Raw genomic sequence first — 17,952 nt, 5'->3', positions numbered from 1 at the left:
GATTTACAGAATAAATTAACTTTGAATAGTATGATTATAGAGTTACTTTTTTTCTTGGAAATTTTTAAACTTCAAAAAAAAGATCAATCTTTTAAAACGCTAAAATTTTTATTTTTATAGGATTTTATTTCAAGAGGGCAAAGACGGAATCAATAAAATTAATTCTTCTAAGCATGTCGATTATCTTTCACTTAGCTGCATTTCTTTGCTTACTCAAAATAAGTAAGAGAATGCAATAACCTTTACGTTTATATAAATTTATGATATTCTTTTTACTACATTTGAGATGTGAAACTAGAAACCTCAAGATTGATTTTAAACGGAATCAATGAAAGCCAAACAGAAGATATTTTAAAAATCCGAAGCAATCCGGAGGTCAATAAATTTGTAAAAAGGGTTTCGCCAAAGACAAACTATGATGCCCTGCAGTTTATTTTGACAATTAAGGAAAGAGTTCAGAATAATCAAACCGTGTATTGGGGAATTTCTCTAAAAGATCGTCTGAATCTTATCGGAACAATCTGTCTTTGGAATTTTTCTGAAGACCGGAAAACAGCAGAAGTTGGTTATGAATTGTTACCGGAATATCACAGGCAGGGAATAATGTCTGAAGCATTGAACGCGGTTTTAGATTTTGGATTTAATGATTTACACTTACAGGAAATTGTTGCGATTACCAATAAAATTAATGAAAATTCAAAAGGACTTCTTATAAAATATGATTTTATTTTGCTGGAGGGAAAGAAAGATGAAGGTTTTCCTGATAACATTATTTTTAGTTTAAAAAGACCAGCCAGTAATGGGTAATATAAAATTTGACAGGTTTTTTCTATCTTTATCACCGATTGAATTTATATATGAAAAATGAAATAAAATCTTTAACGGGGCTTAGAGGGGTTGTTGCATTATGGGTAGCTTTTTTTCATTTTAGTTTTTTCAGGAATGAATTCATTCAGGATATAGTAGGGAAGGGATATGTGGCAGTAGATATCTTTTTTGTATTAAGTGCTTTTTTACTGACCGTTTCTTATGCGGGGAAATTTAAAACGCTGAATTATAAAATAATAGAAGTTTTTTATAAAAAAAGAATCAATAGGATTTATCCTGTATACATTATATCAGTCATTTTTATTGTTTTGTTTTTAGAGAAAAGCTCTATAAGCGGATTCTTTATCAATGCCACATTATTACAATGTTTTTTTAATCCGGATTATTTGCTGAATGTTGTTTACTGGTCACTTAGTACAGAATGGATTTGTTATCTGATATTCCCGTTTATCTTATGGTTTATCCTTCGTTATAAAATACGCAGTGAAGTTTTAATTATTGCAAGTTTGGTCTTGAGGTTTGTGCTTCCTTATTTTCCCAATAATTTGTATTTAGGTTCTGAGATCCCGATGAAGGTAGGAGAATCCTCGCGATATCTTGATCTTTCTTATGGTCTTGTTTCTCTGCTGAGAACAGTATCTTCCTATTTTCTTGGAATTGGAGTTGCTCTTTTACCATCATTTAAAATGAAAAAAGAGAACCTCATTATTTATATCATTCTCCTGCTGTTTGTATCTATGTTGTTTATTGAAAAGGGGTTATTATTTATTCCTTTATTATCTGCATTGATGATAAAATACCTGTATGAAGGAAAGCAAAACTTTATAAAGACATTTTTAGAAACCAAGGCAGTGTATTTCCTGGGAAATATCTCTTATTCACTATATATTATCCATTATGTTGTGAAGAAGCAGAATTTTGTTATTGTACATTCTTATCATCTTAATAATCTGTTATTGATATCTTTTTCGTTATTGCTGTCCTACATTTCTTATATGTTGATTGAAAGAAAACTGAAGATATTTAAAGTATGATGCAGGCTCTTATTTTAATATTATTATTTTTGCAGTATGACGTGGACAGAAATTTTAGCCCCTATAAAGAGTACGGAATACTTTACAACCCTTTGGGAGAAAGTAAAGAATGAATATGCAACAACTAAAGTTTTTCCACCGAAAAATCAGATTTTCAGAGCGTTGGAGCTAACGGCTTTTGATGATGTTGAGGTCGTTATTATTGGTCAGGATCCTTACCATAATGATTTTCAGGCAAATGGTTTGTGTTTCTCTGTTTCTGAACAGGTTGCTGCGCCACCATCTCTTAAGAATATTTTTATTGAGTTAAAAGATGATTTAGGAGTCGTAAGAACTTCCAAAGAATTGGATGACTGGGGAAGACAAGGTGTTTTGCTGTTGAATGCAACGTTAACGGTTCGCGCTCATTCACCCAATTCCCATAAAGATCTGGGTTGGGAAAAATTCACCAATTTTATCATTAAAGAAATTTCAGATAAAAAAGAAAATGTAGTGTTTGTATTGTGGGGAGCTTTTGCACAAAAAAAAGCCGAACTCATAGATCCGGCTAAGCATTTTATTCTGAAATCGGCACACCCTTCACCATTTTCTGTGTACAGAGGTTTTTTTGGAAGCAAGCCTTTCTCAAAAATTAATGAGTATCTTGTTTCCAAAGGGAAGAAGCCTATTTCTTGGTAGAATCTGTTGATTGATCTGCCTTTTTTATCGTAATTCCGATTTTATATTTTCCGGCCAATGCTTTTGCTCCGTCCTGTTGTTTTGGATAGGGAGTAACATCCTGTAAGGTAATGATATACCCGTTAAATTCTGCTGACTGGCGGTAATTCTTTCCCGGGTAATCTATGCTTGCGAGGTTCAGAGTCATAGGCCGTGTAGAAGTTCCCATTACTTCCACCTGAGCAAGAGCGGCTCCTGCCCATATACAATTGACTCCTTCAGGGCAACGGCTGTCTTCAGAAACCCCTTTGAACGTTACATTCATCTGATATTCCCTTAAAAACTTATTTTCACCTTCACTAAGGTACAGAACGCCGTCTTTCTGATTATTAGGATTTGTAGCTCTTGGATTGGTCTGCATTTCAGAAGCTTTTGTATTAATCTTAGATTTCTTTTGGGCATCGCATCCTATTAATGCAAAAATTCCCAGACTGATTATGATAACTTTATGGAACATAGTTTCTTATATTTTAATTAAATAACGTTAAACATATTAAGAAGTACTACCAAAAACATTGCCACTCCTACCACAAAACTGAATCCGGTTCCGTAAATGAATCCAATCAGGGCCCCTTTGGTAGATTGTAAGGCTTTATTCATATCCTTACTGTCATGAAGTAATTCACCAATAAATACCCCAGCAAACATTCCTACCAGAAAACCTAAGGGAATCGGTATAAATATCCCCACAATAGTTCCTATTACAGACCCGATGCTTCCCCAGCGAGTACCTCCATATTTTCTGTTGGTTTTTGCAGGAATTACATAACTTAACACTACAGAGGCTGCTGTAAGAATCCCGAAAGCCCAGATATAGATCATGGGAAGGTCTGCATCCGTCCCGAATTTATAGATCAGAAGCCCGCAGATGCTGAGCAAAAGTCCCGGCAAAACAGGGAGGAAAGTTCCCAAAATCCCTATAAACAGAAGAATAAGGCAGAAGATATTAATAATTGTTGTATCCATTCTTTTAAAATATAGATGCAATATAAAAAAAGTGGCCTTATAAAAGACCACTTAGAGAACTGAGTTATAAAATTTTATTACAAATTTAAGATTACGTATTCCAGAATCGGTCCTGCTTTACCGATATTTCCACTTGCATGGTTATGGAATGTAGTATAGTAGATATTCCCACTGCTGGAGTTTCCTGTACAAGGCCCCATTGTATCTCCATGGGCCTGATGAGCATTCCAGGCATTCTGATTGATGGTAATGGTAATATTATTTCCACTGGCTGTGTGATGGCAGATTGTGATGTGATTGTTATTTAAAGAAGTTCCTACAGGAGTCTGTGGAGCAGAAGGGTTTGTATAATGTCCTGTTCTTATCATCAGTGGCTCGTTGCCTTTCTGTACCAGAACATCCCAGAATGCAGGATCATAATTCTGAATTTTTTCCCACGCACCCATATCATATTGAATATCCAGTGTATTAAATCCTAATGCATTTGCCAAAGCAGGATTTGAAACACTGCAGCCTATATAATTGGTGGCAGTACCAATATCTTTCAGACAAAGAAGGTTATCGTTGATGAAACCGCCGGGAGCATTACAGTTTTCAGTATTTGTATTTCCTCCTACCAGATAAGCAGACGCCCAGTCTGAGCTGTAAAGACTTCCGCCATTGCTTACAAAAGTAGAAAGATTGGAATATACATTGGCATCGTTGCTTGGCATTGAAGTTCCTGTTTGGGCATAAGTACGCGATCCGCAGTTCAGGAAGATAATATCATACTGGGAAATAGTATTGATGTTTTTTAAATCCTGATAAGTAATCTCAGTAGCAGTATATCCAAGAGAAGTTATAATAGCTTCAATTTCATCATAACTTCCTTTTATATAAGCCATTTTTGCAATCTGATCTAATTTTGAATCTGTTGCAGCTACAGTAACTGTTTCATTTTTCTTAATGGTAACAGAAAGTTCTGTTCTGAAATTTTTACCATCACCGGTTTGAATGTGAAGTGTCGTCTTACCTTCAGGAGCTGTTAAGCTGAAACTACCATCAGCGTTAGAATACGTATGGTAAATATTGCTTTGGCCGTCGGTAGTAAATACAATAGCGCCCCCAATGGGTTTGGTTCCGTTTTTTGCAAATACTTTGCCTTCCACTTTGCCTGTGGAAACTACTTTGATAGGATTTTCTTCGGGAGTAACAGAGTCGTCTCCTTTACAATTAGCTAGGAGCAGAAGGCTGCATAGCATGATCAACAAGTAATTTTGTTTCATATTTAATTGATTTTTATGGGGTTAGTTTTAATCAAATTTAATAATTTTTTAATATTAAAATGTTAAAATTGTAATTTATTTTAATATTTTTCATTTAAATCAATTAATTGTAGTTGATTTTTCATTTATAATTGAGGGTTGTGGAAGATTTGATATTTTGAAAATAAATTCGCAAAAGTTTTTTTGTACAATATTTTTCGTTTAATACTTTTTGGGATGAAAATTGATTGTGAATAGTAAAATGATGATTCTTAATTTCATAAATTTGCTGTAATGAATGACCAGTTACAAGAAACTAAAAACTTTATACAGGAGCTGAGTGAACAGCTTTACATTTATATTACCCAGATATCACCAGCCGGGCTGGACTGGGTGTTTCATATTATTGTTAAATTGAGTTTACTTCTTGTCCTGTTTTTTATTACTGATTTTGTTTTTAAATTCATCATCAATTCTGTATTCAGGTTATTTCATAATGAACAGAAATTTCCCATCTTAAAATCTATTTATCAGGCCAAAATCACCAATTCTGTAGCACATTTTGCCGCTCTGATTGCTGTAGCAGGGATCCAGGGATCCATATTTCCGGAAAATGCATTGCCAAAAACAACCATTTTTATCATACGATGTATCAATCTGGGATTGGTACTCATGTTAGCAGGAATGCTCTACAGATCGCTGACAGCTTTCAGAAATTATTTCAGCATCAAACAGGATTTCTATAAGATTATGGCGCTTAATGCCATTTCAGAAACGGTAAAGATTTTAGGACTTTTTATATTTACCGTAGTAGGACTTTGTGTCATTTTTGGGATCAAAGGAACCACTATCGTAGGAAGTCTTGGAGCGATTACAGCGGTGCTGGTATTGGTTTTCAGAGACACAATATTAGGGTTTGTAACAGGGCTTCACGTTGCGACTTCTAAAAACCTGAAAGTAGGTGACTGGGTAAGCATTCCAAAGTATACTATTGAAGGAAATATTACGGAAATTAATCTTCTGACTACGAAAATTACCAACTTTGATAAAACGGTTTCCACTATTCCTACCTATGATTTGATGACTACAGAGATCAAGAATATGCAGGTGATGTCTGAGTCCAATACAAGGAGAATAAAAAAATCAATCTACTTTAACATTAATTCTTTTAAGTTTCTGACTGATGAAGATGTAGAGCGTTTAAAGGAGATCAACCTCATTTCAGATTATCTTGAAGAAAGAACTTCTGAGATCAAAAAAGAAAAAGAAAGCCTTGAACATAAGGATAAAATAGTAAACGGAAGGCAGCTTACCAATATCGGCGTTTTCAGATATTATGCACAGAAATATATTGAAAATGATCCGGATGTGGACAAAAACGGAACCCGTATGGTACGCCAACTGGAGATTACCCCGCAAGGATTACCTCTTGAAGTCTATTGTTTTGCTAATGATTCCAAATGGGAACGTTTTGAGGAAATACAGGCCGATATTTTTGACCATTTATTAGTCGCTTCAAAAGAATTTGAGCTTCAGGTGATGCAGGTAAGTGTGAAAGTATAAAGTAGGAAGATTGAAGAGGGAAGCTGGAAGTTTCAGAACCTTTTAAACAAATTTTAAATTAAATTTTTAAATGATCATAAATGTGGAAGACCAATAGAAGCACAAAGTCTGGATTTACTTCCAACTGTGAATTTCTGACTTCTAACATTTATATCTAACATCTAAAATAAAAAATGACAAAACTAAGCGTAAACATTAATAAAATTGCGACGTTAAGAAATGCAAGAGGAGGTGAAACCCCAAGTGTTACAGAAGCAGCTGTAAAAATTCAGGAATTCGGAGGACAGGGAATTACCATCCACCCAAGACCTGATGAAAGGCATATCACAAGAAAAGATGTCTATGATCTGAAACCGTTGGTTACGACTGAGTTTAATATTGAGGGAAACCCACATCAGAGTTTTATTGATATGGTGCTGGAAGTGAAGCCGGAGCAGGTAACCTTAGTGCCGGATGCTGATGATGCTATTACATCCAATGCAGGCTGGGATACCAAAAAACATCTCGATTTCCTTACAGAGATTATCGCGGAATTTAAAAAGGCAGGGATTCGTACTTCCGTTTTCCTTGATCCTTTACCGGAATTGGTAGAATACGCCGCTAAAACAGGGGCAGACAGAATAGAACTATATACCGAAGCTTACGCAAAAAATTACCTGATTAATAAAGAACAGGCTATAAAACCTTATTACGACACAGCTGTTGAAGCTACCAATTTTGGATTGGGAATCAATGCCGGTCATGATCTGAGCTTAGAAAACCTGAAATACTTTGCCGATACTATTCCCAACCTGTTAGAAGTATCTATCGGACACGCTTTGGTTTCAGAAGCACTTTATATGGGATTGGAAAATACAGTTCAGGCTTATCTGAAGAGACTGGCAAAATGGTAATAAATAAGAAATGAGAAGCCAGATACCAGAAATTAGTACAATTTCGTTGCTGATCTCTTTTGTTATCTGACTTCTAATTTCTCACATCTAACTTCTAAAAATATGGAAATTTTAAACTCAAAAATATTCGGCGAAAATTCAACCAATACGCCGCTTCTTGTATTTCACGGATTATTTGGAATGCTTGACAACTGGGGAAGTTTCGGAAAAGATCTGGGAGAATATCTTCCTGTACACCTGATTGACCTTAGAAACCACGGAAGAAGCTTTCATTCAGATAGTATGTCTCATGACGACCTGGCAGATGATATTGCACATTATATGGATCATTATGGGATTCAGAAAGCTCATGTTTTAGGACATTCTCTGGGAGGGAAAGCTGTGATGCAGTTTGCTATAAAATATCCTGAACGTGTTGAAAAGCTGATCGTTGTTGATATTTCTCCTAAAGCATATCCACCACATCATCAGGGAATTATCAAAGCACTGGAAACCGTTGATTTCAATACGGTAGCTTCAAGAAATGATGTGGAAGCAGTTTTGAACCAATATATCCCGGAAAGATCTACCGTACAGTTTTTAACGAAAAACCTTTATTGGGATGACAATAAAAAACTGGGATGGAGATTTAATCTTAAAACATTATCCGAAAAATATACTGAATTTGTATCCAACGCCATTAAATTCGGTGTTTTTGAAGGTGATACATTGTTTATAGCAGGAGCAAAATCTAATTATATCCTGCCACAGGATGAATTCGGAATCAAACAGCAATTTCCTAAAGCTAAAGTCGTTACGGTGAAAAATGCCGGACATTGGGTGCAGGCTGAAAATCCGGTAGATTTTGCAAATGTTGTGAAGGATTTTCTTGGTTTAAATTAATATTATACTTTGATTTTCAACATTATGTTAAAATTTTATTAAAACGTAATATTATTTCTCCATGATTTGAATTTTTCGTACTTTGGATTTCCAAAACGATAAAAATATTAACTTATGGAAAACAAAAATTCAAAAAAGAAGCCATTTTTCGCGACATTCTTGGAAAAACAGGTGAAAGACCCTGAAACAGTAAAAGGAGGAGGTATTACTTCTGTATTGGCAGACCAGATTACTACATCCCTTCAGGATCAGATCACTACTCCTCTTAAGGATAATGTTACTAAGCCTGATAATGATAATGTAACGATGAAATATCCTTCTGACGGAGATGAGGATGTTTTAGATGTGTAAGAATATACATACAGCTTAAGCTAAATTATATATCAAACCAAAACTAAACATTATGAAAAACCAAAACTCAAAGAAGAAGCCATTTTTCGCATCATTCTTAGAAAAACAGGTAAAGGATCCTGAAACAGTAAAAGGGGGAACTGATATGTCAATTCCTGAAAGAGACGTTATTACAAAACCTGCAATAGACGTTGTAACTTCTCCCAAAGATGATATGATGCACACGCTGAAATATCCATCTGACGGTGATGATGATGTAATCACTATTCCACTATAAAATCAGTAGAATATTCAATAAAATAGTAGGGGAAACTTAAACATTAAGTTTCCCTTTTTAATAAAAACCGGCAAATGATTCTCTGCATCACTCATTCACAGGATTTTTATAATATCGATATCTTTTTCGAATACCTGGCCTCCAAAAATATCCCATATTTCAGACTGAATTCTGACCGCCTGAACCACCTTCAGAAAATCAACATTTATGAAAATTCATTTGAGTTGACAGATGAGTATGGAAATACCTTCCATTCTGAGGAAATCAAAGGAGTATGGCACAGAAAAGCATGGAGAATCAATGCTCCTGAAGAACTGGATCAGGAGTATGAAAAAATCTTTCTGAACGAATACGGAAGCCTGCGTTACAATCTGATGACTTCCTTAGAACATATTCCCTGGATCAACCCTTATGAAAATGAAAAAAAGGCAGATGGCAATAAATTATTTCAGCTGAAAGTTGCAGAAAGAAATAACTTAACGATCCCTAAAACTATTTTTTCCAATGATGAAGAGAAAATAACAACATTTTTCCATCAATACTGTCAGGGAAAAGCAATTGCTAAGCTTCATGGAGTAACAGCAAAAACAATGTCGGGTGAAAACATGATTTCAACTACAATTATTGAAGAGGAATCTCTTGAAAACCTTTCTGACATTGCCTATTGCCCTATGATTTTTCAGCCTTATATTGAAAAAGAATACGAATTGAGAATCGTCTATATAGACGGTGATTTCTTCACAGGAAAGATCAATAACAGTGAAAATGCAGATTGGAGAGTAGCACATGAAGGTTATTTCTGGTCAGCATATGAACTCCCGGAATCTGTAAAAGCCAATCTCACTTCCATGATGAATGAAATGGGACTTTATATGGGAGCCATCGATATGATCAAAGGAAGAGACGGAGAATATTATTTCCTTGAAGTGAATCCACAGGGAGAATGGGGAATGCTGCAAAAAGAGCTGGGATTTCCCATCGCAGAAAGAATTGCCGATAATCTTATCAACAGAATCAATTTCCATGAATAAAATTTTAATTATAACCCATACCGCAGATAATTTTTCTATTGAAAAAGTAACAGAATACATTGAAAAAAATAACTGTGAAGTCATTCGTTTTGATGTTGACGTCTATCCTTTACAAAATAAACTGTCTACTATTTTCCAGGATGGAGAATGGGTGAGTTTTCTTGAAACTCCCGAAGCAAAGCATCGTTTGGATGATATTTCCGCCATCTGGTACAGAAGAGCTTACAATATTGGAAAAGGCCTTAGGGAAGAAATGGACTCTAAGTTTTACGGTGCGGCAATGGGAGAAATCAGAAATACCCTTTTCGGTTTCTTTGAATCTGTAGATGCTTATTCTTTAGGGAAGCCAAGTGTGTACAGAAGACTCGACAGTAAGGAAGAACAATTGAAAATTGCAGATAAATTAGGGCTGACCATTCCGGCAACCTGCCTTACCAATAACCCTGATGAAGCCAGAAAATTTATTCTGAAACATCAAAATGTAGTGGCAAAAATGCAAACCGGTTTTGCCATCTATGAAGACGGTGTAGAAAATGTAGTGTTTACCAACGTCGTTAATGAAGATAAATTAGAAGAGCTTGATTCATTGTTATATTGTCCGATGCAGTTTCAGCAGATGATTCAAAAGAAAAAAGAACTTCGTATCACCATTGTAGGAAGAGATGTTTATGCATTTGAAATAGACTCCCAGCAATCCGAAGATGCCAAAGTGGACTGGAGAAAAGACGGAATCAATCTGATTGATAAATGGACCAGAACGGAACTTCCGGAAGATGTAGAAGCAAAACTGCTTGAACTTCTGGATATTTACAATGTAGATTACGGCGCAATAGATATGATTGTTTCTCCTGAAGACGAATACTATTTCATCGAGATCAATGCAGCAGGAGAATTCTTCTGGCTGGATAATCTTACAGAAGGAAACCTTATTTCTAAGAGTATTGCAGACGTTCTTTGCGATAAAGCTCCAAGAAGAAATAATGAGGTAATGGCTTAAAAACAAAGTGTTTTTTAATCATAGAAGTCCTGAAAGTTGTAAATTCTTTCAGGACTTTTAAGTTTGATCATCTATAGCGGTTGAAATTTCCTTTTTTATTGTTTTATGAATGATAATATTGGTTAAATAAAGTTGAATTATGCATTAAAAATCGCAAATTTGCAAAAGCAGTTTTTCTAAGGAATTTTTGCCGGATCCGGAAGAATTGCCGGATAGAAAATATTGTTATATTTTAGTCAGCAATCAAGTAAAATAATTAATGATTTTTGTAACGGGTGCTACCGGAATTCTGGGAAGAATAATTGTACTGGAACTTCTTAAAAGAGGTAAAAATGTACGTGCTTCTAAAAGACCGGGAAGCAATATAAACGAAGTAAAGCATTCATACAGCTTTTATACGGAAAATCCCGACGATTTTTTCAACAAGATCGAATGGGTAAACGTAGATTTTGATGATCTCGATTCTCTTACAACAGCACTGCAGGGTGTGGATGAGGTGTATCATTGTGCTGCAAAAGTGAGCTTTCATCCCAAAGATGAAAAAGAAATGTACCGTACAAATATCAAGGGTACAGAAAATCTCCTGTTTGCCTGTGAAGGATCAGACGTTAAAAAATTTCTTCATGTGAGTTCCGTTGCTGTTCTTGATAATTTCAATGAAAAAGGAGAACTGGATGAAGATTCGGACTTTAATCCAAAACTGGAACACTCTGCCTATGCTATTTCAAAACATTTATCTGAGATGGAAGCATGGAGAGCCTCAGCAGAAGGTATGAATGTAATAATTATCAATCCTGGAATGATCGTAGGAAGCGGAAACTGGACTCAAAGCAGTGGAGAACTTTTCTCAACCTTTGAAGACAATAGTTTTACCTTTTCCGGCGGCTCCGCCTATGTTGATGTAAGAGACGTGGCCAATACAGCAATCGGGCTGATGGACAATAATCTCTTCGGAGAACGTTTTATCATTGTTGCTGAGAACAACAGATATGCCGATCTGGCAAAACAGGTAAGAACCCGTCTGGGACTTAAAGATGCCAGAATTCTTTCACAATCTGTATTAAATATCGGAAGAATAGCCAACATCCTTTTCGGATGGCTGATTCCCAAACTGAAAATGGTTACCAAATCAAATATTGAAGCCATTTCTTCATTCAACACCATTTCCAATCACAAAGTCAAAGAAAAACTGAACTATCAGTTTATTCCTGTAAAAGAAAGTATCGACTTTCACCTGAATAATTATATTAACGACAAAAAGCTGAAGAAATGAATCTTGCAGAGGCAATTATCCTTAAAAATGTAGAAAAACATCCTATAAAAGCGGCGATCGGATTTAAAAAGAAAGACGCAGCCTGGAAAGAGCTGAGCTGGAAAAAATTCAGTGAGGTTATTTTTAAAACAGCCAATGCACTAAAAGAAGCTGGAATTCAGGAAAATGACAGAGTCGCTATTTATTCAGATAACTCATCCGAATGGATGATCGTTGACCTGGCTTCAATGGCTATTGGTGCCGTTACAGTACCTATTTATTCAACCAATAATGCTGAGCAGGCAGAACATATCATCAACGATTCCGGAGCTAAAGCAGTTTTAGTAGGAAACCAGATGCAGTATGATGCCTGTCTTGAGTTTTTAAATAAAGAAGAAAACACTCTGGAAACAATTATTGTTTCTAAGAAAGCAGTGTGGATCAAGAAAGAATTCAACAGTTTTTATCTTGAAGATTTTATCGTAAAAGCTTCGTCAGAACTGGAAATCTGTAAAAAAGAAAATGAGGATACTGCCACATTGATCTATACTTCCGGAACTACCGGAGTTCCAAAAGGGGTAATGCTTACCCATGGAAATTTCATCAAGGCATTTGATTCCCACTTTGAATTTTTTAAGTTTAAAAACTTTGAAGAAGAACTTTCACTGGCATTCTTACCATTAAGCCATGTTTTTGAAAGAAGCTGGAGTTTATTGTGTCTGTATGGAGGTGCCCGTGTTTATTTTCTGGAAGATCCTAAAAATGTAGCCAAAGCATTAGAAGAAGTAAAACCCACAGCCATGTGTGCCGTACCAAGATTTTTCCAGAAAGTCTATGCCGGAGTTTTGGAAAAAGCAGAAGAAGGTTCATCACTGAAGAAGAAAATATTTGACTGGGCCCTTAAAACCGGATGGGAAACTGCAGAATTAAGAAGAAATGAAAGACCAGTTCCTTTTGGATTAAAATTCAAAGAAGCTATTGCAGATCGATTGGTTTTCAGTAAAATAAAAGAAAAAATGGGCGGAAGACTTTGGTTTTTGCCTTGTGGCGGAGCATCTCTTTCTCCAGAAGTTACCCGTTTCTTTGAATCAGTGGGAATTCACGTGACAGTAGGTTATGGATTAACGGAAACTACGGCAACATTGACCCTTTTCCCTTTAACTCATTTTGAACATGGTACCAGTGGAAAACCTTTGCCGGGAGTGGAAATGCGTATCGGAGAAAACGATGAAATTCAGGCCAGAGGAAACGGAATCATGAAAGGATATTATAATAAACCTGAAGAAACTCAGAAAGTATTCACGGAAGACGGATGGTTCAAAACCGGTGATGCAGGAAAGTTTGATGATAAAGGAAACCTGATTATTACGGACAGAATCAAAGATCTGATGAAAACTTCTAACGGAAAATATATTGCTCCGCAGCAGATCGAAAACCTTCTGACCAATAATAACTTCATCCAGCAGATTATGCTGATTGCAGAAGGAAGACAGTTTGTTTCAGCGTTGATTGTTCCTAATTTTGAATTTTTACAGGATTATATCAAGAAAAATAATATTCCTTTTACCAATTGGGAAGATGCTGTGAAAAATGAGAAGATCATCAACCTTTATAAAGAGAAAATTAAAGAATTACAGAGCCATCTGGCAGATTACGAAAAAGTGAAGAAATTCACTTTAATGCCGGCAGAATTTGATATCAATACAGGCGAAATTACTCCTACATTGAAAGTCAAAAGAAATGTAGTGATCAAAAAATACGCAGATATTATCGAGAAAATGTACTAAACAGTACACTTAAATTAGACTATGACGACACAAGATTTTATAGGAAAAGAAAACTTCACCATTCATACACAAACGGTTTCAGAAAGCTGTCCGTCTAATATTGCCCTGATTAAATATTGGGGAAAATATGCTGATCAGATTCCTGCGAATCCAAGCATCAGTTATACCTTAAACCATTGTAAAACCAATACTTCAATGGAGTTTACAGCAAATGAAACTTTTTCAGTACAGACTTTTCTGGCTGGAAATGAAGAAGTAAAGTTTGCAGAGAAAATTGAGAAATATTTCAGAAATATAGAGCAATACCTTCCATGGATTTTGAAAGGAAAATATATTATCAGAACTGAAAATACATTTCCTCATAGTTCAGGGATTGCAAGCTCGGCGTCTGGTTTTGGTGCCATTGCGAAATGTCTTATGGCATTGGATGCTTCGTTTACAGGAAAAAATTCTGAAGAAGAATCTTTAAGGAAAGCTTCATTTTTAGCAAGACTAGGAAGTGGAAGTGCATGTCGAAGCTTATACAACGGACTTGTAGTGTGGGGGAAAACACATGAGGTAGAAGAAAGTTCAGATTTGTTCGGGGTGCAATATCCGGATGCTGAAGTTCATGAAGTATTCAAAAACTTTAATGACTGGGTGCTGTTAATTCATGAAGGTCAGAAAAGTGTTTCCTCAACAGTAGGACACGGTTTGATGAATACCAATCCTTACGCGGAAAGAAGATTTCAGGAAGCAAGAGAAAATTTTGTTCCAATGAAAGAGATTCTGAAAAACGGAGATATGGAACGTTTCATTAAGCTGGTAGAACATGAAGCGCTTACACTGCATGCAATGATGATGATGAGTGATCCTGCTTTTATCCTGATGAAAACAGGAACGCTGGAGGTTATCAATAAAGTATGGGATTTCAGAAGAGAAACAGGAATGTCTTTATTCTTTACCCTTGATGCGGGGGCAAACGTTCATCTTCTGTTCCCAAGCAATGGTTCTGAAGAGCAGATTAAAAACTTCATTGAATCTGAATTATTACAGCACACTCAGAAAAATGGGGTAGTGAAGGATGTTATGAAATTCTAAAATAAGGAATAAATATTCAATAGGAGTGGGCTTTAGCCCACTTTTTTTGGTATGAGGAGGCATTGGTTTGTATAATAAAGATTATTAATCCATATCATTTTCAATAGAGTATTATGAGAAAATATTTTAAAACAAATTAGATTCCTTCGGAATGACAAAGGCTGATGATATCAACAATTATAGTGACACAAACAAAAGTTGTCATTCTATAGAAAACTAAATATACTGTCGTAAAGATATTTGTATTTGAAGAAAAATTCCCTTAGCTGAAACATTATTTTCCCTATTTTTATTTTCTAAAAACCTATTATATGAAAAAGATTGCCGGCATTCTTTTGTTACTCAGTGTTGCCTGTTTTGGTCAGCAGAGTCAGGATATTGAAAAACCAATCCGTAATTTGTTCCTTGGAATGAAAAATGCCGATCCTGAGCTGGTAAAATCAGCTTTTACAGAAAATGCAGTTCTTCAGACCATAACCAAAGACGGTACTGTAAAAAGTGACAGTATACCGGATTTCGTTGCTTCGGTTTCAAAATTTACAAAAGGAGATCTGGATGAAAGAATTATCATAGAAGCTATTCATACGGACGGAAATCTGGCAAGCGTATTTACTCCTTATTCTTTTTATTTAAAAGAAAAACTGTCACATTGCGGAGCCAATAGTTTTCAGCTGGTAAAGCAGAATAACGAATGGAAAATTCAGTATATTATTGATACAAGAAGAAAAGATAACTGTAAGGAGATTAAATAAAAATGTTGAATTAAGAAGTAGTTTAAAATTTAAAGAATGAAGATCCATCATATTGCCATCATCTGTTCAGATTATACTGTATCAAAGAAATTTTATACGGAAATTTTAGGTCTGAATATAATACGGGAAGTATACCGTGAAGAAAGAAAATCATACAAACTTGATCTGGCTATCGGTGATCATTATGTGATTGAGTTATTCTCTTTTCCTGATCCTCCACAACGTCCGTCACGTCCTGAAGCATGCGGTTTAAGACATCTTGCTTTCTCTGTAGAAAATGTTTCGGAAAAACGAAATGAACTGATAGGAAAGGGGCTGAATTGCGAAGAAATCCGCATAGATGAATTCACTGGAAAAGAGTTTTTCTTTACCCAGGATCCGGATCAGTTGCCGTTAGAATTTTATGAAATGTAAAATTAGTGGGCGTAGCCTGCAAAGAAACTCACTGCCATAATTGCTAAAACAATAGAAGAAATGACTACATATACGTAGTCTTTTTCTTTTAAATAACCAATTAAAGCAAAAACAATCCTCATCAGGGGAGTGAAGATCAACAGAAGAATTCCCAGTTGGATAATCGCCATTCCTTCTCCTTTACAAAGAGAATTCCAGAAATGTCCCCATACTTTATCTGAAGAAGTACCTACCACAAGGCTTGTATATTTTTCGGGCATTTTAAAACCCTCAAAAAATAATTTGATAAAACCAATCAGAGATGTTGCTACAGAAAGAATAACACCTAACCTCAAAAGATTTCCAACGGAGCGGTTCAGATCTACGTCTGTAAAATTCTTTCTCATTATCTGAAGCTTTTGTTGATACCGTTATACATCATGTAAACTGACAGAATGGTGATTACAATGGCAAAAAATACTTTTAATTTTTTGGTCTTTGATACCATCAGCGTTTTTGAACCGATAAAACTTCCGATTACAACTCCAATTAATACCGGAGCTACAATGACAGGAATAATTTCACCTCTCTGAAAATAGATCAGTGCGCTGGCTACTGCCGTTACCCCAATCATAAAATTACTGGTTGTTGTAGATACTTTGAAAGGCAGTTTCATCATATTGTCCATTGCCAATACCTTCAATGCTCCGGAACCTATTCCTAAAAGTCCGGACATAGCACCGGCGAACATCATCATCAAAAATCCAGGAACTGTATTTCTTGCTGAATAGCTTTTCAATACTCCTTTATCAGGGAATGTCCCGTACAATTTCAGTTTTTCTTCAAGACTTCCTTTGATCAGAGGCTCCTGATGATCAGGTTTACCTTTAAGATTCAAAATCACAGTAAGAAGAAGGATACTTGCAAAAATAATCCCGATTGTATTAGGATTAAGCATTCCCGAAACCAAAGCACCCACAATAGCTCCTGCTGTGGTGGCAATTTCGAGAAACATCCCGATTCTCATGTTGGTAAACCCTTCTTTGACGAAAGCTACAGCCGCACCGGAAGAGGTCCCAATCACAGATATGAGTGAAGCACCAATAGCATAATGCATTGGAACGCCGAATCCCAGCGTTAATAAAGGAATGATGATAACTCCTCCTCCTAAACCCGTAAGTGAACCTAATAGACCAGCGGAAATTGCGCCAAGGAAGAGTATGATGATTTCTGACATACTACAAATAATGTTACAAATATAAAATTATTGTAGTAGTCTGCCAAACATTTGAAAAAGATAAATTTAACGTATTTTTGTATGCATGAAAAATGTAATGAAATTATTTTATGTCATCCTTGGGTCAACTCCTAAAGGAAGAAATATTGAGCAGCACGATGTTTTCTTCGGAATAGCAGAGAATCTTAAAGATTTAATTCCGGATATGAAAGAGTTTTGGAAGGAAGCAGAAGGTAAAATTCATCTTGATTGTTATCAGGAGGTTAAATTTGCTGACGGCTATGAAGTGGAGATTGTAGAAAAGGGAGAGAAATCATCAGAAGATCAATTGTTCTTCCTTAATCTGGGAGGGTACAAACCGGGCTTCTTTGAAGAATTTCATGAGCAGCACTTGATGGTAGGCCAGTCTATGGGAGAGATTGTAAAAAGAGCAAAAGCTACCCAGTTTTATCAGACGATGGGATTTGAAGGAGCGGTAAGCCATATTGATGATAAGCATGGAGTAGATATTGATGATATTTTCAATGTGAGTGATATTCTTCCTGCCTATATGAAAGAAAAATATGCTATCGTACTTAAAAAATCTGATGCAGAAAATCAGGAAAACCCGATGGGACTTGGGTATTTAAAAATCGATAAAATTCAATAAGAAGTAAATCTAATAAAAA

Annotated in this window: 21 protein-coding genes; 16 read left to right on the top strand and 5 right to left on the bottom strand. The window is 35.6% G+C overall.

From position 1 onward, the window contains the following. Nucleotides 1-288: 288 nt before the first annotated feature. The 3 genes from FW780_RS08065 to FW780_RS08055 are packed head-to-tail and all read left to right on the top strand — an operon-like array spanning nt 289 to nt 2,540. A complete protein-coding gene (locus tag FW780_RS08065; RefSeq protein ID WP_149833118.1) occupies nt 289-807 on the top strand; it encodes a GNAT family N-acetyltransferase in 519 nt (172 codons plus the stop codon). Nucleotides 808-857: 50 nt separating this feature from the next. Continuing rightward, on the top strand, nt 858-1,862 hold the full coding sequence (locus FW780_RS08060) for an acyltransferase family protein (protein WP_149833117.1): 1,005 nt from the start codon (nt 858-860) through the stop codon (nt 1,860-1,862). Nucleotides 1,863-1,898: 36 nt separating this feature from the next. After that, nucleotides 1,899-2,540: a uracil-DNA glycosylase gene (locus FW780_RS08055; protein WP_149833116.1), complete on the top strand. Its 642-nt coding sequence runs from the start codon at nt 1,899-1,901 to the stop codon at nt 2,538-2,540. On the opposite strand, the gene FW780_RS08050 is transcribed toward FW780_RS08055, so the two are convergent. The 3 genes from FW780_RS08050 to FW780_RS08040 form a co-directional block, all read right to left on the bottom strand. After that, nucleotides 2,527-3,036: a hypothetical protein gene (locus FW780_RS08050; protein WP_149833115.1), complete on the bottom strand. Its 510-nt coding sequence runs from the start codon at nt 3,034-3,036 to the stop codon at nt 2,527-2,529. The genes FW780_RS08055 and FW780_RS08050 overlap by 14 nt on opposite strands. Before the next feature lie 17 nt (nt 3,037-3,053). After that, nucleotides 3,054-3,545: a DUF456 domain-containing protein gene (locus FW780_RS08045; protein ID WP_149833114.1), complete on the bottom strand. Its 492-nt coding sequence runs from the start codon at nt 3,543-3,545 to the stop codon at nt 3,054-3,056. Nucleotides 3,546-3,622: 77 nt separating this feature from the next. Further along, complete coding sequence (locus FW780_RS08040; protein ID WP_241676872.1) at nt 3,623-4,810, bottom strand: carboxypeptidase-like regulatory domain-containing protein; 1,188 nt, start codon at nt 4,808-4,810, stop codon at nt 3,623-3,625. Between the two features lie 273 nt (nt 4,811-5,083). Here FW780_RS08040 and FW780_RS08035 point away from each other — a divergent pair, with 273 nt between their 5' ends. The 12 genes from FW780_RS08035 to gloA2 all read left to right on the top strand — a co-directional run bounded on the left by FW780_RS08035 (nt 5,084) and on the right by gloA2 (nt 16,068). Continuing rightward, complete coding sequence (locus FW780_RS08035) at nt 5,084-6,352, top strand: mechanosensitive ion channel family protein (protein WP_149833113.1); 1,269 nt, start codon at nt 5,084-5,086, stop codon at nt 6,350-6,352. 173 nt (nt 6,353-6,525) lie between these two features. Then, nucleotides 6,526-7,245 (top strand): pyridoxine 5'-phosphate synthase, encoded by a 720-nt coding sequence (locus tag FW780_RS08030; protein WP_149833112.1) that lies wholly within the window; start codon nt 6,526-6,528, stop codon nt 7,243-7,245. A 102-nt stretch (nt 7,246-7,347) separates the two neighbouring features. After that, nucleotides 7,348-8,127: an alpha/beta fold hydrolase gene (locus FW780_RS08025; protein WP_149833111.1), complete on the top strand. Its 780-nt coding sequence runs from the start codon at nt 7,348-7,350 to the stop codon at nt 8,125-8,127. 114 nt (nt 8,128-8,241) lie between these two features. After that, nucleotides 8,242-8,478, top strand: a complete 237-nt coding sequence (locus tag FW780_RS08020) for a microviridin/marinostatin family tricyclic proteinase inhibitor (protein WP_047421157.1) — start codon at nt 8,242-8,244, stop codon at nt 8,476-8,478. 52 nt (nt 8,479-8,530) lie between these two features. Beyond that, on the top strand, nt 8,531-8,755 hold the full coding sequence (locus FW780_RS08015) for a microviridin/marinostatin family tricyclic proteinase inhibitor (protein ID WP_047387582.1): 225 nt from the start codon (nt 8,531-8,533) through the stop codon (nt 8,753-8,755). Between the two features lie 74 nt (nt 8,756-8,829). Then, nucleotides 8,830-9,786 carry an MvdC family ATP-grasp ribosomal peptide maturase gene (locus FW780_RS08010; RefSeq protein ID WP_149833110.1) on the top strand — a complete coding sequence of 319 codons (957 nt, stop codon included), beginning with the start codon at nt 8,830-8,832 and terminating at the stop codon, nt 9,784-9,786. After that, nucleotides 9,779-10,783 carry an MvdD family ATP-grasp ribosomal peptide maturase gene (locus tag FW780_RS08005; protein WP_149833109.1) on the top strand — a complete coding sequence of 335 codons (1,005 nt, stop codon included), beginning with the start codon at nt 9,779-9,781 and terminating at the stop codon, nt 10,781-10,783. The genes FW780_RS08010 and FW780_RS08005 overlap by 8 nt, the downstream gene beginning before the upstream one ends. 259 nt (nt 10,784-11,042) lie before the next feature. Then, nucleotides 11,043-12,056, top strand: coding sequence for an NAD-dependent epimerase/dehydratase family protein (locus FW780_RS08000; RefSeq protein ID WP_149833108.1), 1,014 nt, complete (start codon nt 11,043-11,045; stop codon nt 12,054-12,056). Continuing rightward, a complete protein-coding gene (locus FW780_RS07995; protein ID WP_149833107.1) occupies nt 12,053-13,822 on the top strand; it encodes an AMP-dependent synthetase/ligase in 1,770 nt (589 codons plus the stop codon). The genes FW780_RS08000 and FW780_RS07995 overlap by 4 nt, the downstream gene beginning before the upstream one ends. Before the next feature lie 21 nt (nt 13,823-13,843). After that, the gene (locus tag FW780_RS07990) at nt 13,844-14,902 is read left to right on the top strand and encodes a diphosphomevalonate/mevalonate 3,5-bisphosphate decarboxylase family protein (protein ID WP_149833106.1); all 1,059 of its coding nucleotides are present in this window, start codon (nt 13,844-13,846) and stop codon (nt 14,900-14,902) included. A 311-nt stretch (nt 14,903-15,213) separates the two neighbouring features. Beyond that, complete coding sequence (locus tag FW780_RS07985) at nt 15,214-15,654, top strand: nuclear transport factor 2 family protein (RefSeq protein ID WP_149833105.1); 441 nt, start codon at nt 15,214-15,216, stop codon at nt 15,652-15,654. A gap of 36 nt (nt 15,655-15,690) precedes the next feature. Next, nucleotides 15,691-16,068 carry an SMU1112c/YaeR family gloxylase I-like metalloprotein gene (gloA2, locus tag FW780_RS07980; RefSeq protein WP_149833104.1) on the top strand — a complete coding sequence of 126 codons (378 nt, stop codon included), beginning with the start codon at nt 15,691-15,693 and terminating at the stop codon, nt 16,066-16,068. Between the two features lie 2 nt (nt 16,069-16,070). On the opposite strand, the gene FW780_RS07975 is transcribed toward gloA2, so the two are convergent. Beyond that, complete coding sequence (locus tag FW780_RS07975) at nt 16,071-16,454, bottom strand: DUF1634 domain-containing protein (RefSeq protein ID WP_149833103.1); 384 nt, start codon at nt 16,452-16,454, stop codon at nt 16,071-16,073. Beyond that, nucleotides 16,454-17,284, bottom strand: a complete 831-nt coding sequence (locus FW780_RS07970; protein WP_124533834.1) for a sulfite exporter TauE/SafE family protein — start codon at nt 17,282-17,284, stop codon at nt 16,454-16,456. The genes FW780_RS07975 and FW780_RS07970 overlap by 1 nt, the downstream gene beginning before the upstream one ends. A 97-nt stretch (nt 17,285-17,381) precedes the next feature. Here FW780_RS07970 and FW780_RS07965 point away from each other — a divergent pair, with 97 nt between their 5' ends. Next, nucleotides 17,382-17,933 carry a DUF1543 domain-containing protein gene (locus tag FW780_RS07965; RefSeq protein WP_149833102.1) on the top strand — a complete coding sequence of 184 codons (552 nt, stop codon included), beginning with the start codon at nt 17,382-17,384 and terminating at the stop codon, nt 17,931-17,933. Nucleotides 17,934-17,952 lie beyond the last annotated feature (19 nt).

Origin of the sequence: Chryseobacterium sediminis (assembly GCF_008386505.1) — a bacterium.
GTDB lineage: Bacteria > Bacteroidota > Bacteroidia > Flavobacteriales > Weeksellaceae > Chryseobacterium > Chryseobacterium sediminis.
The sequence above is the reverse complement of the archived record's forward strand: the minus strand, read 5'-3'. Positions and strand labels throughout refer to the sequence as shown.

Coding starts and splice junctions, on each gene's coding strand:
- FW780_RS08060 (WP_149833117.1), top strand. CDS start 858: ATGAAAAATGAAATAAAATCTTTAACGGGGCTTAGAGGGGTTGTTGCA.
- FW780_RS08055 (WP_149833116.1), top strand. CDS start 1,899: ATGACGTGGACAGAAATTTTAGCCCCTATAAAGAGTACGGAATACTTT.
- FW780_RS08050 (WP_149833115.1), bottom strand. CDS start 3,036: ATGTTCCATAAAGTTATCATAATCAGTCTGGGAATTTTTGCATTAATA.
- FW780_RS08045 (WP_149833114.1), bottom strand. CDS start 3,545: ATGGATACAACAATTATTAATATCTTCTGCCTTATTCTTCTGTTTATA.
- FW780_RS08040 (WP_241676872.1), bottom strand. CDS start 4,810: ATGAAACAAAATTACTTGTTGATCATGCTATGCAGCCTTCTGCTCCTA.
- FW780_RS08035 (WP_149833113.1), top strand. CDS start 5,084: ATGAATGACCAGTTACAAGAAACTAAAAACTTTATACAGGAGCTGAGT.
- FW780_RS08030 (WP_149833112.1), top strand. CDS start 6,526: ATGACAAAACTAAGCGTAAACATTAATAAAATTGCGACGTTAAGAAAT.
- FW780_RS08025 (WP_149833111.1), top strand. CDS start 7,348: ATGGAAATTTTAAACTCAAAAATATTCGGCGAAAATTCAACCAATACG.
- FW780_RS08020 (WP_047421157.1), top strand. CDS start 8,242: ATGGAAAACAAAAATTCAAAAAAGAAGCCATTTTTCGCGACATTCTTG.
- FW780_RS08015 (WP_047387582.1), top strand. CDS start 8,531: ATGAAAAACCAAAACTCAAAGAAGAAGCCATTTTTCGCATCATTCTTA.
- FW780_RS08010 (WP_149833110.1), top strand. CDS start 8,830: ATGATTCTCTGCATCACTCATTCACAGGATTTTTATAATATCGATATC.
- FW780_RS08005 (WP_149833109.1), top strand. CDS start 9,779: ATGAATAAAATTTTAATTATAACCCATACCGCAGATAATTTTTCTATT.
- FW780_RS08000 (WP_149833108.1), top strand. CDS start 11,043: ATGATTTTTGTAACGGGTGCTACCGGAATTCTGGGAAGAATAATTGTA.
- FW780_RS07995 (WP_149833107.1), top strand. CDS start 12,053: ATGAATCTTGCAGAGGCAATTATCCTTAAAAATGTAGAAAAACATCCT.
- FW780_RS07990 (WP_149833106.1), top strand. CDS start 13,844: ATGACGACACAAGATTTTATAGGAAAAGAAAACTTCACCATTCATACA.
- FW780_RS07985 (WP_149833105.1), top strand. CDS start 15,214: ATGAAAAAGATTGCCGGCATTCTTTTGTTACTCAGTGTTGCCTGTTTT.
- gloA2 (WP_149833104.1), top strand. CDS start 15,691: ATGAAGATCCATCATATTGCCATCATCTGTTCAGATTATACTGTATCA.
- FW780_RS07975 (WP_149833103.1), bottom strand. CDS start 16,454: ATGAGAAAGAATTTTACAGACGTAGATCTGAACCGCTCCGTTGGAAAT.
- FW780_RS07970 (WP_124533834.1), bottom strand. CDS start 17,284: ATGTCAGAAATCATCATACTCTTCCTTGGCGCAATTTCCGCTGGTCTA.
- FW780_RS07965 (WP_149833102.1), top strand. CDS start 17,382: ATGAAATTATTTTATGTCATCCTTGGGTCAACTCCTAAAGGAAGAAAT.